8 protein-coding genes, 3 tRNA genes and 3 pseudogenes are annotated in these 14,085 nt (G+C 74.0%); 5 read left to right on the forward strand and 9 right to left on the reverse strand.

The genetic code is table 11. The features are described from left to right. Positions 1-66: 66 nt before the first annotated feature. Positions 67-1,521, reverse strand: coding sequence for an FGGY-family carbohydrate kinase (locus WJ438_RS27890; RefSeq protein WP_406727661.1), 1,455 nt, complete (start codon positions 1,519-1,521; stop codon positions 67-69). Positions 1,522-1,583: 62 nt separating this feature from the next. Next, the gene (locus tag WJ438_RS27895; RefSeq protein ID WP_406727662.1) at positions 1,584-1,889 is read right to left on the reverse strand and encodes a YtxH domain-containing protein; all 306 of its coding nucleotides are present in this window, start codon (positions 1,887-1,889) and stop codon (positions 1,584-1,586) included. Between the two features lie 181 nt (positions 1,890-2,070). Between WJ438_RS27895 and WJ438_RS27900 the strand changes: the two genes are divergently transcribed. From WJ438_RS27900 to WJ438_RS27910, 3 genes are all read left to right on the forward strand, one after another. Continuing rightward, positions 2,071-2,143, forward strand: a tRNA-Asn gene (locus WJ438_RS27900). Between the two features lie 5 nt (positions 2,144-2,148). Continuing rightward, positions 2,149-2,221: transfer RNA gene (locus tag WJ438_RS27905), tRNA-Asn, on the forward strand. 198 nt (positions 2,222-2,419) lie between these two features. Next, positions 2,420-2,493, forward strand: a tRNA-Ile gene (locus tag WJ438_RS27910). A gap of 568 nt (positions 2,494-3,061) precedes the next feature. Here the strand turns inward: WJ438_RS27910 and WJ438_RS27915 are convergent. Beyond that, positions 3,062-4,044, reverse strand: a pseudogene (locus WJ438_RS27915) (LuxR family transcriptional regulator). Between the two features lie 238 nt (positions 4,045-4,282). Here WJ438_RS27915 and WJ438_RS27920 point away from each other — a divergent pair. Further along, positions 4,283-5,695 carry an aminopeptidase P family protein gene (locus WJ438_RS27920; RefSeq protein WP_406724061.1) on the forward strand — a complete coding sequence of 471 codons (1,413 nt, stop codon included), beginning with the start codon at positions 4,283-4,285 and terminating at the stop codon, positions 5,693-5,695. 813 nt (positions 5,696-6,508) lie between these two features. Here WJ438_RS27920 and WJ438_RS27925 read toward each other — a convergent pair. The 4 genes and pseudogenes from WJ438_RS27925 to WJ438_RS27940 form a co-directional block, all read right to left on the reverse strand. Then, a complete protein-coding gene (locus WJ438_RS27925) occupies positions 6,509-7,174 on the reverse strand; it encodes an ANTAR domain-containing protein (protein WP_406727663.1) in 666 nt (221 codons plus the stop codon). A gap of 432 nt (positions 7,175-7,606) precedes the next feature. Then, complete coding sequence (locus tag WJ438_RS27930) at positions 7,607-8,644, reverse strand: rod shape-determining protein (protein ID WP_406727664.1); 1,038 nt, start codon at positions 8,642-8,644, stop codon at positions 7,607-7,609. Between the two features lie 159 nt (positions 8,645-8,803). Beyond that, positions 8,804-10,185: pseudogene (locus tag WJ438_RS27935) on the reverse strand (carboxyl transferase domain-containing protein). Continuing rightward, the gene (locus WJ438_RS27940) at positions 10,178-11,635 is read right to left on the reverse strand and encodes an acyl-CoA synthetase (protein WP_406727665.1); all 1,458 of its coding nucleotides are present in this window, start codon (positions 11,633-11,635) and stop codon (positions 10,178-10,180) included. The pseudogene WJ438_RS27935 and the gene WJ438_RS27940 overlap by 8 nt, the downstream one beginning before the upstream one ends. Positions 11,636-11,869: 234 nt before the next feature. Here WJ438_RS27940 and WJ438_RS27945 point away from each other — a divergent pair. Then, positions 11,870-12,773: pseudogene (locus WJ438_RS27945) on the forward strand (RimK family alpha-L-glutamate ligase). Here WJ438_RS27945 and WJ438_RS27950 read toward each other — a convergent pair. Together WJ438_RS27950 and WJ438_RS27955 are read right to left on the reverse strand one after the other, a co-directional pair. Continuing rightward, on the reverse strand, positions 12,724-13,335 hold the full coding sequence (locus WJ438_RS27950; RefSeq protein WP_406727666.1) for a hypothetical protein: 612 nt from the start codon (positions 13,333-13,335) through the stop codon (positions 12,724-12,726). The pseudogene WJ438_RS27945 and the gene WJ438_RS27950 overlap by 50 nt on opposite strands. Continuing rightward, positions 13,301-14,080 (reverse strand): FkbM family methyltransferase, encoded by a 780-nt coding sequence (locus WJ438_RS27955; protein ID WP_406729830.1) that lies wholly within the window; start codon positions 14,078-14,080, stop codon positions 13,301-13,303. The genes WJ438_RS27950 and WJ438_RS27955 overlap by 35 nt, the downstream gene beginning before the upstream one ends. Between the last annotated feature and the right edge of the window lie 5 nt (positions 14,081-14,085).

Below are 14,085 nucleotides of genomic sequence, written 5' to 3' on the forward strand. Positions count from 1 at the left end.
CCCGCGTTACCTCAAGTGGATTTGAACCGCCGACCCGCGCTCATGAGGTGAACCTCCGGCGCGCGTTCAGGTCCGGAACGCCCCCGGGTGGGTCTGCTCGCGCACCGACACGAACTGCTGGCGCACCGCCTGCCCCACCGCCAGGTCCTCGCCGGGCTCCAGCACCTGCGCCGCCGCGCCCTGCCAGGCCGGCGGCGTACGCGGGTCGAGGGTGCCCTGGGACACCCCGAGCGCCCAGGCCGCCTGCCGGGCGGAGCCGATCGCCGCGTAGTCCGCGGGCTGCGGCACCATCACCTGCGCCCCGAACAACGAGGGCGCCGCCGCCTGCACCGCGGGCAGTTCCGCGGCCTGCCCCAGCAGGAACACCCGCCGGACCTCCACGCCCCGGCCGCGCAGGACGTCCAGCGCGTCCGCGAGCCCGCACAGCATGCCTTCGAACGCGGCCCGCGCCAGGTGCTCCGGCTTCATCGACTCCCGCCGCAGTCCCACCAGCGTCCCGGCGGTGTGCGGCAGGTTCGGCGTCCGCTCGCCCTCCAGGTAGGGCAGCAGCACCAGCCCGTGCGAGCCCGGCGTCGACTTCATCGCCAGGTCGGACAGGCTCTCCAGATCGGGCAGCCCGAGCAGCTCCGCCGTCCCCCGCAGGGTCCGTACGGCGTTCAGTGTGGTGACGACCGGCAGATGCATCCCGGTGGCGTCCGCCAGCGCGGTGATCATGCCGTCGGGGTCGTAGAGCGCCTCGGGGTGGACGGCCATGACGGATCCGGAGGCGCCCAACGAGACGACCGCGTCGCCCAGCCCGATCCCGAGCCCGAACGCCGCCGCCATCGTCTCCCCGGTGCCGGCCGAGATCAGCAGCCCCTCCGGCGTCGCGCCGGCCGCGTCGGCCGGGCCGATCACCTCCGGCAGCATGGTCTGGTGCCCGAGCGCCAGCTCCACGAGGTCGGGCCGGTAAGTGCCGGTCGCCGCCGCCCAGTAGCCGGTGCCGGAGGCCCCGCCCCGGTCGGTGGTCCGGCGCATCGGACGGCCGAGGAGCTGCCACACCAGCCAGTCGTGCGCCTGCAGCAGCACGGCGGTGCGCGCCGCGTTCTCGGGCTCGGTACGGGCCAGCCAGCGCAGCTTGGTCACCGGGTGCGCGGCCTGCGGCACGCTGCCCACCGCCTGCGCCCACGCCTCCCGGCCGCCCAGCGCGTTGATCAGATCGGCCGCGGCGACCTGGGTCCGCTTGTCGGCGCCGACCATGGCGGGCCGCACGGTGTTGCCCTGGGCGTCCAGCGGCACCAGCGCGTTCGCCTGCGCGGAGACCCCGATGGCCTGCACGCCCTCCAGCAGTCCGCCGCCCGCCGCCTCGCCCAGCGAGTACAGCCAGGCCTGCGGATCGACGTCGGACGGACGGCCCGCGCCCTGGGGGTTCTCCACCGGATGTGGCGCGTACCCCTGTTTGAGCACGGTTCCGGTGTCCGCGTCACAGACGACGATACGAGTGAAATCGGGCGCACTGTCCAACCCGGCGACTATCCCCATGGCTGAAATTCTGCCCCACCCGGCGACCACACGGCTCAGGGCCCGTGCGGCACCACGGGCGCCTAGGTGTTGCTGGTGCCCCAGTCGTCCTCGCCGGCGCCCTGTGCGGTGCGCTCGCGCAGGGTGCGTACCCGCTGCGCCACCGAGTCGGGCATCCGGTCCCCGACCTTGTCGCTCACCACGTGGTACGCCTTGCCCGCGATGTCGCGGCCCTGGTGCGCCGCGGTCTCCGCGGTGTTGCGCACGGCGGGGTTCTGCGCGAACCGCCGCGCGGACTTCTTCAGCTGCTCGTAGCGCTCGCGCCCGGCCCTCGTGCCCAGCACGTAACCCAGGACGACTCCGGCGACGAACGTGAGCCGGTAACGCATGGCGGCCACCCTTCCCTCGTGTAGGACTGTGTGCGGGTCTGCACAGGTCTCCGGTGCGGCGACGGCGCCGGGAGGTACCGATTGGCAAAGCACCCCCCTGCTTGCGCTAATGTATGTGTCGCAGCGAGCGCGCGCCCCCTGGCGGATACCCAGGTAGATGCGTTCGATGCAGACGAGGCATTCCTCCGTAGCTCAATTGGCAGAGCAGCCGGCTGTTAACCGGCAGGTTACTGGTTCGAGTCCAGTCGGGGGAGCTCGGTCCTCCGTAGCTCAATTGGCAGAGCAGCCGGCTGTTAACCGGCAGGTTACTGGTTCGAGTCCAGTCGGGGGAGCATGCTGAACGAGGACCCCTCAGGGGTCCTTTTTCATGCCCGGTTCACGTCCTGGCCCACCGCCCGGAGGAACCGGCCCGGAGGCGGTCCTCGGGGTCGCGAGGGGGCCCGTGCCTAGTCGACCATCGAGGCAGGAGATCGTATGAGCGGCTATGCTGCGGCAGACGGCACGTACACCTGTGCGCGACACGCCGCTATGGGGCGGTAGCTCAGCCGGTTAGAGCAACGGACTCATAATCCGTCGGCCGTGGGTTCGAGTCCCACCCGCCCCACTTCAGCAGGGTACGACCTGCGGAAGCGTTCCTCGTGAGGTGGTGGAGCGTCAACTTCCGCTCAGCGGACTGAATCCGCTGCTCGCGAGTTCGCCGCGGACTGTGTGTGATCCACTCGGAACGCGTCGGGTCGGCGAACGCCGTCGCGTACCTGTTCGTGGATTCTTCTCGCTCCTCCCGGAGCGCGGCCATCCTCACGCCCACCGTCGGCGTTCACCGCACGCTCCGGCACACGGGCAGTCGAGCCGGACACCCTGGAAATCCGGCCGGCCACGTCCAGCGCGGAGATCCGACGCAGACCGCACCACACCCTGACGGGCCACCCCGCACCAGCGGGTCGGCGTGACGGGGCTGTCCGGACTGACACCGCCCGCCCGTGCGGGCCGGTCACGATGGCCGACACCAAGTGGCCGCCTTGATCGACACCTGCCCGGGGAAGCTCAACCACCTTCGACGGCCGCCTCTTCGCAGCCCGCCGGCAACCCTCGACAACCCCAGTCGCACCGGCTCTTTTGGCAGACCCCCGCGAGCCGGGCGAAGCCGTCGCAGGGGGCTCCTGGGCACCCGGTCACAGCCAGCCGGAGCGCTGCGCCAGCAGGGCCATCTGGAAACGGTTCGCGGCACCGAGACGGGCCATCAGGATCTGCAGGCGGCGGAACAGCGTACGGCGGCTGATGCCCAGTTCGCGGGCGATGACGTCGTCGGTCGCGCCGCCGGCGAGGAGCCGCAGCAGGCGACGGTCGGCGGGCGGGAGGCCGACGGGGCCGGCAGGGAGGCCGTGGAGGGGGAGGGCGTTGTGCCATGCCTGCTCGAACAGGGCGGCCAGCGCGGAGAGCAGGCCGCACGGCTGCACCACCAGCATGGTGTTGTGCACGTCCGCTTCCTTGATCGACAACGACACCAGGGCGTACGCCTCATCGATGATCAAGAGCTTGACCGGCACCGACGGCAGCACCCTGGCCTGCTCGCCCGCCTCGATGCAGGGTTCGACGACGTCCTTCAGGTGGCCGGGGTGCTCCAGTGACTCCCGTGAGTAGACGACGCGCTGCGTCACCCCGCGGGCCAGCGTCGCCAGGGCGTCGTCGGTGGCGCCGGCCAGGGGGACGTACGGCGGGGACTCGAACTGCCGGATCTGCTCGCGGCGCCGGCCCACGCGTGGCGCATCCTGGGACCGACGGCTTCGCCGGTGACGACCTCGACGAGGTCGTCGTTGTAGGCGGCGAGCCGCCGGCGCCGGAACGACTCGAACGCGCCGGTGACGGCGATGCGCGACTCCTCGAGCTCGGCCGCCCGGCGCCGGGCGAGGATCTCCAGGCCCGCGGCGGGCGGCACCGGGGCCACCACGTCCCCGTCCCCGGCCGCGGTACTGGCCAGACCGGCGTCGACCAGTTCGCCGTACGCCGCGGCGAACTCGCTCCCGCCCAGCCCGGCCGCCGCAGCGATCGCGCTCAGCGGAGCGGGGGCCAGTTCCAGCAGGGCCAGGTAGACCCGGCACGCCGTGTGATCGAGCCCCAGCAGCCGGAGACCCGCGCCGAGTTCCGCGTTCGCCATGGGGCACATTATCGATGCTTTCCGTCCGGGACCGTGGCCGATCTGTGCCACTGGCACTGTTCGGCCCCGGCGCCCACCGCGCGGCGGTACTCTCCGGGAGCCGCCGCCAACCGGCGGCAGCGAGGGAGCCCGGGACCCCACCGGGCGGGGCGCCACCCCGCCCGGACGGTGCGCTTGCCCGCCCTCGCCGCCGACACATGGAACCCCATGAAAGCTCCGACGGAAGAAGGTGCACGCCGTGGCGAAGCGCCGGAAGAACGGCCTCTACCCGGAGATCTCCGCAGAGCTGTCCGCCCTCATGCGGACGGGCTGGGCGGACACCGAACGACACGACCTCCAGCTCGCCGAGCAGGCCCCGCACGCGGCCCGCCGCCGCGCCGCGCTCTCCGCACGGTTCCCCGGCGAACGCCTCGTGATCCCCTCGGGGAACCTCAAGGTCCGCTCGAACGACGACACCTACCCCTTCCGGCCGTACACGGGCTACGTGCACATGGCCGGCGACCAGGTCCGGGACGGCGCGCTCGTCCTCGAACCCCGCGCGGACGGCGGCCACGACGCCTACTGCTATCAGCTGCCACGGGACAGCAGGGACGACGACGAGTTCTGGACGGGCGCCCACGCGGAGCTGTGGACGGGCCGGCGCCGCTCACTCGCCGAATCGGGGCGCGTACTCGGCCTGCCGTGCCGCGACGTGCGCACCGCGGCCGCCGACCTGGCCGCCGCCTCCGGAGCGCCGACCCGGATCGTCCGCGGGATCGACCCCTCCCTCGAGGCCGCCGTCACCACCGACGCGGAGCGGGACGCCGAACTCGAGGAGGCGCTCAGCGATCTCCGCCTCGTCAAGGACGCCTGGGAACTCGGGGAACTGCGCAAGGCCGTGGACTCCACCGTGCGCGGCTTCACCGACGTCGTCGCGGAGCTCTCCCGGGCGATCGCCTCGTCGGAACGGTGGATCGAGGGCACCTTCTTCCGCCGGGCACGCCTCGAGGGCAACGCCGTCGGCTACGGCTCGATCTGCGCCGCCGGCGAGCACGCCACGATCATGCACTGGACGGACAACGACGGCCCGGTGCGCCCGGGGGACCTGCTGCTGCTCGACGCGGGCGTGGAGACGCACTCCCTCTACACCGCCGACGTCACCCGCACGCTGCCGATCAGCGGCACCTTCACACCCCTGCAGCGCGAGATCTACGACGCGGTGTACGAGGCCCAGGAGGCCGGCATGGCGGCGGTCAAGCCGGGCGCCCCGTACCGCGACTTCCACGAGGCGGCCCAGCGCCACCTGACGGCCCGGCTGGTCGAGTGGGGCTTCATCGACGGTCCCGTCGACCGCGCGTACGAGCTCGGCCTGCAGCGCCGCTTCACCATGGCCGGCACCGGCCACATGCTGGGCCTGGACGTCCACGACTGCGCGCAGGCCCGCACGGAGGAGTACGTCGACGGCGTGCTGGAGCCGGGCATGTGCCTGACCGTCGAGCCGGGCCTGTACTTCCAGGCGGACGACCTGACGGTGCCCGAGGAGTGGCGCGGCATCGGTGTCCGGATCGAGGACGACCTGGTCGTCACCGACGAGGGCCACGAGAACCTGTCGGCGGGCCTGCCGCGCGCCGCGGACGAGGTCGAGGCGTGGATGGCGCGCTTCTCCGGCTGAGTGCGGCGGTGGCGTCGCCGGTGCGCCAGTGCGCCGGGGGTTCGCCGTCGCCCTCGGCGAGGCAGCGGTCCCTGGGAACGTCGCCGGTGGGGCCCGCGGCCGCGCCGAGACCCCCACCGAGCCCTCAGCATCTCCAACTCAACACCGTGCGGACACACCTGTACGGAGCTCGATGCGCTCACCCACCACGTCCGGTCATCCGCGGCCGTGCCCACCGAGCACCGGGGCGAGCGGCTGCCGGGAGCGGCTCGACGCCGTCCCGGCAGGACGACCTTCCCGCCGCCACGCCCACGCTGGCCGGCACCGCCCGAGACCGTGAGGCCGCCCTCGCCGGCCGACCCTGTCTCGAACTCAGGTGTCGCCGAAGGTCACGTCAACCGCATCAAGACGCTCAGGCCCCGGATGCTTCGGCCGTGCCGGCTTCGCGCTCCTCCCCGAACGCGTGTTCCCGGCGGGCTGACCGCCCTCGGCCCACGGGCAGATCCAGCGGTACAGGCGGTGCTCGCGGACCGGGCGGTGTGGAGAACTCACCTGCTGCGGCCCGACCCCGGGCGACGCCGTCGAGCAACTCTCGCCCGCACGTACTGGACTCGGAGGTCGCGCGGACAGGCGGCTGCCGGGGCCGGTGGGCAGACGGGACGGGCACAGCTTCCGTGATCACGGAGCGTCGCAACTCCATGATCGCCAGGACCTCTGCCTGTCCTGCCGCCGGGGTACCGCCGCACCTGTCCGCGCGACCCCTTGACGATTCCCTCGGATTCGGCGGCCACCACGTGGTGCCGGCGTTCCGGGCGGGGTGACGCCGGTCCCGGCTCAGGACAGGTGGTGGGCGAGGGCCGTGGCCAGGGCCTCCCGGACCTCCCGCGGAGGACGGGGGACCGCTCCGCCGGCGCCGGCGGTGACGGCCGCGGCGACCTGGTGGAGCCCGGTGCCGGACAGCCGGGACGCCTCGCGCAGGATGCGCCAGGCGGCGTCCGAGCTGCAACCGTGGGAGGCCATGAGGATGCCGCGGGCCCTGTCCACCACCGGCCGGGCGGCGATCGCCTGCCGGACCTGCTCGACCTCCTCCACCCTGGGCGCCCGCTCCAGGACCACCACCGAGGTGGAGGGCGCCGGCGTGCCGTCCCGGCGCGGAGGCCGCAGCGGGTCGGTGGTGTCCAGGCCGGCGAGTTCCAGGACGCGGCGCGGCTGACCGTTCCAGCCGGTGGCCGTGACCGGCACCGACCGCCGGCGGCCGTGGTCACGCAGCACGTCCAGGAACCGCAGACCCGCCGCGTCCATGAAGTGCACCCCGCTCATGTCCAGGTCGACCCGGGCCGTGCGGGCGGGCAGCCGTGCCAGCTTCTCGGCGAGGATGTCCGCGCATCCCCGCACGAGCTCACCGCGTGGCGTGAGCAGAGCCCGGCCGGCGTCCACGCGCCCACCGATGACCAGGGGGCTGTGCCTTCCCGAGGAAGGGGATGGTGCCGCGGAGGTCATGTCACCGCCTCGTCGGTACCCGTACGTGGCCGCCGGGCATCGGGTTCGGTCGCCGTGGACCGGGCGGCGGGCAGTACGGGTCCGGGCTGCGTTCGCGGATGCGCCTGCCCGCTCTGCGGCGTCCTACACCCCCCGCTTGGTGAACCGGCGGGATTCCGGCGGCACGGGGCGCGCCACCGTGTGCGGTCACGCACCGGGGCACCACGCGCCTGGTCGCCCCCTCGCACCCGGAACCGGGCCGGCGGGCGCGGGGCGCGGACTCCCGCGCGGACCGGCCGCCGTGGGGCGGATCGTGCCGCCGGCGGCCGTGGGGGCCGTGCGGTGGGTGGGATTCCGGGCCCTCTCGGGAGCCCCGGCGACGTTCGCCGCCCGAAGCGGTGGGTGGAACAGGCGCCGAAACCGCGTGCCGGGCGCCCGTTGCCGGAGCCCGGTTCAGGTTGCCAGCGGGTCCAGGACCAGGGGGGCGATCTTGCCCTCGATCATGGCGCCCAGGCCCTGGACGGCGCAGATGTCCGGCCGTTCGGCGATGTGGACCGGCATGCCCGTCGCCTGCCGCAGCATCTGGTCCAGCCCCGGCAGCAGGGCGCTTCCGCCGACCATCATGATCCCGCGGTCGGCGAGATCGGCGACCAGGTCGGGCGGGCAGCCCCGCAGCACCTTGCCGATCCCGTCCAGTACCGCCGTCAGCGGGGTCTGGATGGCGTCCCGCACGGCGGCCGTGTCGACCTTGACCGAGCGGGCGAAGCCGGTGGCGACGTCCCGGCCGTGGATCTCCGTCGACTCCGGGCCGTGCGGGGTGAGCCCGTTGCCGGACAGGGCCAGCTGCAACGGCCGTACGGACTGGCTCGGCAGCATCAGTTCGTGCTGGTGGCGCAGGTACTGGACGATGGCGTTGTCCACGGCGTCACCGCCGACCGGCATGCGCTCGGCCGTCACGATCGACCCGAGGGAGAGCACGGCCACCTGTGTGGTCGCCGCCCCGCACACCAGGATCATGGTCGCCTCGGGACGTTCCACCGGCAGCCCGCAGCCAACCGCGGCGGCGATGAGCGTGTCGACCAGCTCCACCCGGCGGGCGCCCAGCCCCACCAGTGTCTCGATCGCGGCGCGCCGGGCGAGCGGGTCGGCGTCGTGCGGGGTGCAGGCGGCGGCGCGCAGACCCGGCCTGCGGCGCAGGGTACGGCGGACCTTGTCGCCGAGCAGATGCCGCAGCATCCGCTGTGCCATCTCGATGTCGACGACGGTGCCGCCGGAGACGGGCCGTACGACACGGATGTAACCCGGCGTCCGTCCCGTCATCCGCTCCGCGAGTTCCCCGACCGCGATCAGCGCGCCGGTGCGGGTGTTCACGGCGGCGGCGGACGGCTGGTCGACGACGAGACCGGCACCCTTGACGTAGACCCGGGTACGGGCGGCTCCCAGGTCGACGGCGAAATGACAGCGGCGCAACTGCTCCAGACTGGCGGTCACGGCAGATCCTCCCGAGTGCGCGGTCCTGCGGACCGCCGGGCGGCGGACCTCCTGACCATCCTGCGCGGACTCAGAGGCGTCCGCCCGTTGTGGAGGGCCGAACGGGGGGCCGCCGAACGGGGGACGGGCGGGGCGGGCGGCCCCGGTTCCGCCGGGGGCTCACCCGTCGTTCCGGTCGCCGACCATGCCTCTGACGACGCCCAGCCCGACCAGGTCCTGCGGGCGGACGCGGAGCTGGTCCGCCGTCGTCTCCACCTCCTCCGGAGGGCGTTTGAGTATGGCCGCCGCGAGTTCCGGGGCGATCACCGAGAAGTAGCTGTCGGGGGTGGCCCAGGTGCGGCCCGGTGCGGCCAGGGCGAGAGCGCCGCCGGAGCCGCCCTCGCCGATGACGAGCGTGGTGACCGGGGTGCGGGCGGCGGCCACCGCGCCGAACAGATCGGCGAGGGCCGCCCCCACCCCCTGCCGTTCCGCCTCCGCGTCGTTGGCCGCGCCGGGGGTGTCCACCAGGGTCAGCACCGGGATGCCGAGCCGGTCCGCGAGCCGGATCAGCCGGGCGGCGGTGCGGTACCCGGCCGGACGGGTCGCCGTGCCGGTCTGCGCGGCGTACGCGACCGTACGGCCCTCGTACTCGCCGAAGCCGCAGAGCATGCCCCGCGGATCGGCGCCGCCGCAGCGGTCGCCGCTGATCGTGACGCGGTGGGCGAAGTAGGCGTCCAGGTACGCGGGTGCGCGCGGGCGCCGGGGGAGCGGGCCCGCTGGACCGCTTCCCAGCCCGTGGCGGGCGGGCCGGACCCGGCCGGGCCGGACGCTCCCAGCGGCCCGGGCGGGGCGGCCGGCGCGGTGGACGGATGGGTCAGCAGGCGCAGCCACCGTCCCAGCGTCCCGCGCAGTTCCTCCGGCCGGACCACCGCGTCCGCCGCACCCGCCGCCACCTGCGCCCGCGCCGTGTACGCCGCCGGGTCGGCGTCCGCCGGCCGGACCCGGGAACCGGCGAAGCCGACCTGCGCGCCGGGCAGCGCGAGGACGACATCGGCGCCCGCGCCCAGTGTGGCCCAGCCGCCGCCCGTCGTCGGATCCCTGAGCACCGCGATCTGCGGCAGCCCCGCCTCCCTGGTGAGCACCGACTCGCGGGCCACCCGCTGGAGTTGGATGAGGGCGAGCATGCCCTCCTGCATCCGGCTGCCGCCGGTGGCGACCAGCGGGACGACCGGTAGCCGGTGCGCACGGGCGTGCGCGTACGCCGCCACCAGCCGGTCGCCGGTGCGTTCACCGAGGGAGCCGCCGAGGAAACCGAACTCGAACGCGATCAGTACGGCCCGCGTGCCCTCGACGAGGGCGGTGCCGCAGACCACGGACTCCTGCTCACCGGTGTGCTCCGCCGCACGGGCACGGGCGGCGTCGTAACCCGGCCAGCCGAGCGGGCCGTCGGGGGCGGACCCGGTGGACCCGGTGGACTCCCGTACAGGGTAGGGGAGTTCGGCGAAGGTCGCCTCGTCGGCGACGAACGCGACGGTCTCGCGCGCGGTCGGCCGGTCAGTCATCGCGCAGTGCCCGCTTCATGATCTTCCCCATGTCGTTGCGGGGGAGCGCGGCGAGGTGGTGGAGCACTCGAGGGCGCTTGTGCGGGGCCAGCCGTCGGGCGACATGGGCGGCCAACTCCTCGAGGGCAGGAGGTGCCTGGGGGTCGGCGGGAACGATCCACGCCACGATCCGCTCGCCCAGGTCGGCGTCCGGTTCCCCGGTCACCGCGGCTTCCCGGACCGCGGGGTGTTCCAGCAGCGCGTTCTCGATCTCCCCGGCGCCGATCTTGTAACCCCCGCTCTTGATCAGGTCGGTGGCCTTGCGGCCGACGATCCGGACGTAGCCGTCGGCGTCGCGCACCGCCATGTCACCGGTGCGGAACCAGCCGTCGGCGGTGAAGGCGTCCGCGGTGGCGTCCGGCCGGTTCAGGTACTCGGTGAACAGGTTCGGGCCGCGCACCTGGATCTCGCCCACGGTCTCCCCGTCGTACGCCGTCACCGGCGAGCCGTCCTCCTCCACCAGCCGCAGCTCCACACCCGGCAGCGGCACGCCCACGGTGCCGGGGCGGGCCTCGCCGTCCGCGCGGACACTGGTGTTCATCAGCGTCTCCGTCATGCCGTACCGCTCGACGACGCGGCGCCCGGTCGCCGCCGCGATCCGCTCGTGGTCGTGCACGGGCAGCGCCGCCGACCCCGACACCAGCAGCCGTGCCCCGGCCAGGGCCTTGACCAGCTCCGGCTCGGTGGGCAGCGCCTCCGCGAGGCGGTGGTACATCGTCGGCACCCCGAACATCATGGTCGCGCCGCCGCTCAGCTCACGGGTCACCCCCTCGGTGCTGAACCTGCCGAGGTGACGCACCGAGCCGCCGCGGCGCAGCGGGCCCAGGATGCCCAGGACCAGCCCGTGCACGTGGAACAGCGGCAGCCCGTGCACCAGGACGTCGTCGCCGGTCCACTGCCAGGCGTCGGCGAGCGCGTCCAGGGTCGTGGCGATCGCGCGGCGGGGGAGGACGGCGCCCTTGGGCGGGCCGGTGGTGCCGGAGGTGTAGACGACCAGGGCCGGGTCCCCGTCCCGCCCCCGGTCCTCGGGTAGGGGGTGGGCGCCCGGGACCCGGTCGGCCGGGTCGACATCCAGGCGGGCCAACCCCTCCAGCGGGGCGGGGAGGTCCTCGCCGGGGGCGGCGAGGACCAGGTCCGGGACGCTGTCGGACAGGATGTGGCCGAGCTCCTTCTCGCCCGACCTGGGGTTCAGGGGTACCACGGTCACCCCGGCGAGCAGCGCCGCGGTGACCGCGACCGCCGTCTCCAAAGTCGGCGTCGCCCAGACGGCGGCCCGCCGCGCCTCCCGGACGCCGTCGGCCACCGCGCCGGCCGCGGCGGCGAGCTCCCCGTACGTCAGTGAGCGCTCGCCGAACCGGAGGGCGGGGCGGTCGGCCGGGCCGTCGGCCAGGGCCGGGAAGAGGGAGGACACGCGTCGTACTCCTTAACCGTTTGGCTGCACAGCCGGTGTTCCAGCTGTCGTTCTTGCTGCTACCGGGGTCCTACCCCCAGCCGGGTAGGACCAGCACCAGCCCCGCCCCCCGCCGGTACCACCACGACCACGGTCCCTCCGTACCTCATCAGCTGCGCCAACGGCCAGGGCGGGCACTTGTTGGCCTCCCCCTCGGCCAGTCGTTCAGCCGTTCGTACGAGGAGGGGGCCCGCCGTGTCCCGGACAGCGCTCGTGACCTGCCGGTCCGGCCCGGACATCTCGGAGGACCGTGACCTGCCCGAGCTGGTGGGCGCACTGCGGGAGGCCGGCGCCGAGGCGTCCGCCGTGGTGTGGGACGACCCCGGGGTGGACTGGGCCCGGTTCGACCTCGCCGTGATCCGGTCCACCTGAGACTACAGCTGGTGGTCGGCCGAGTTCACGGACTGGGCGGAGCGGTGCGGCAAGCTCACGCGGCCGGCCAATCCGGCGGACGTGGTGCGCTGGAACTCCGACAAGCGGTATCTCGGGGAGCCGGCCGGGGCCGGGGTGCCGGTCGTGGACACCCGGTACCTGGCCGCGGGCGATCCGCTCGACCTGCCCACGGACCGTGAGTACGCCGTCAAGCCGACCTCGGGCGCCGGTGCCCGGTTCGCCGCCCGCTACACCCCCGACGAACACGACACGGCCGTACGGCAGGTGCGGCGGATGCACGCCGAGGGGTTCACCGTGATGGTGTAGTCCTATGTGCACGGGATCGACACCACCGGTGAACGGGCGCTGCAGTTCTTCGGCGGCCGCCTGCTGCACGCCGGCCGCAAGGGCGCGGTGCTCACCCCCGGGACGCCCTACGACCAGCGCAAGGTCGCCCACCCCGGGCTGACCGCCTGGGCCCCGTCTCCGGCCGAACTGGCCGTCGCCGAGCGGGCGCCGGCCGCCGTACCGGGAGCACCCGAGCTGCTGTACGCGCGCGTGGACCTCGTCGACGGGGACGACGGGCGGCCGCGGGTGAGGGAACTGGAGCTGGTCGAGCCCCCACCTGTTCCTGTTCCCGCACTCGGCTTCGGTGCCCCGGGTGGTGGACGAGATCCTCAAGGCCGCGGTTCGCCGACCGTGGTCCGTTGCAGCAGGCCCCAGGTGAACTCCGCGACCACCTCGTGTCGTTGGCCCCGCGTGTCGGGTGCGGCGAAGGCGAGGCCCCACCGTATGGGCGCCGTGCCCTCGAGCGGGCGGGCCGGGGAGAAGGCGCGGGCGGCCTCGTCGACCGTGCAGGACCAGGGAGTCAGATCCTCGACGGTGTGCAGGACGGGCGGATCGGCGTCCGGGGCGCGGACCAGCCACGCGTTCCAGACGGTGCCGTCGGGCGCGGTCAGAACCTCGAACCGGAGGTCCGGCCAGAGCGGGAGCCGCCACCGCGCCGCCTCGCAGTCGAGGTCGCCGATACGGCGTCGGGCCCGCGACTCCGGCTCGCCCAGGACGGAGTCGTATCCGGAACGGGAGCGGGAGGAGCGGACCATGGCCTGCCAGCGTCTGTTGGCCTCGCGCATCTCGGCGAGCGAGACGCCCAGTGCATGACGGGCGTCCTCGACCGGACCGGGGTTGTGGTCGGCCATGCGGCGCAGCAGGACGAGCGTGAAGTCGAGCGGGCCGAACGGGCGGCCGGGCGGGCTAGCGGGGCGTTTCGCGGAAGGCACGGGGGCCATCGTCGCTCACCGGGGGCGCTCCGGGGCGGCGGCCGTCCGGGAGGAACAGCACCGAGTTGACGTAGCGCGGGCCCCTGAGCGTGCCGTGGGGCAGGATCCGGCGGAGCAGGCCGTGCGAGGCGACGTGGGAGGACCGGGCCTGGTGGGCCTCCAGCGGGAAGCGGACCAGCGGCACCCAGGAGTCGGCGGGCAGCACCCAGCCGTCGTAGCCCAGCAGGGACAGATGCGTCACCACGGGCGCGATCGGCTGGATGCGGGACTCCAGCTCCACGAACAGTGCCGGGCGGTCGCGGGCCAGGAGGCCGGCGGCGCCGCGCAGCACCGCCGACTCGTTGCCGTCCACGTCGATCTTGATGAAGCCGACATCCTTCAGGTCCAGTTCGTCCAGCGCGACGCAGGTGACGTCCAGGGCGTGGCCGTGGATCTCCCGGCGGACCAGGGAGGACACGCCCCGGTCGCCGTTGTCGTCCGGCGGGAGCCACAGCCGGGCGACGCCGGAGCGGTCCGAGGCCGCGGCACGGATCACGCGGACGTTCGGCGGGGAGCCGGCGGTGAGCAGCCGGGCCAGGTGGGGGACCGGTTCGACGGTCACCACGCGGCGGGCGCGCCGGGCCAGTCTGTGCGTCCAGGGGCCGTACCAGCCGCCGACGTCCACGGCGGTGTCGCAGTCCGGTGGGCACAGCTCGGCGAGCCGGGCCAGTTCGGGCTCGAAGCGGGGGTAGACGGCGCGGGCCGCGGCGGCCACCACCC

The organism is Streptomyces sp. GD-15H, from assembly GCF_045291515.1.
Lineage (GTDB): Bacteria > Actinomycetota > Actinomycetes > Streptomycetales > Streptomycetaceae > Streptomyces.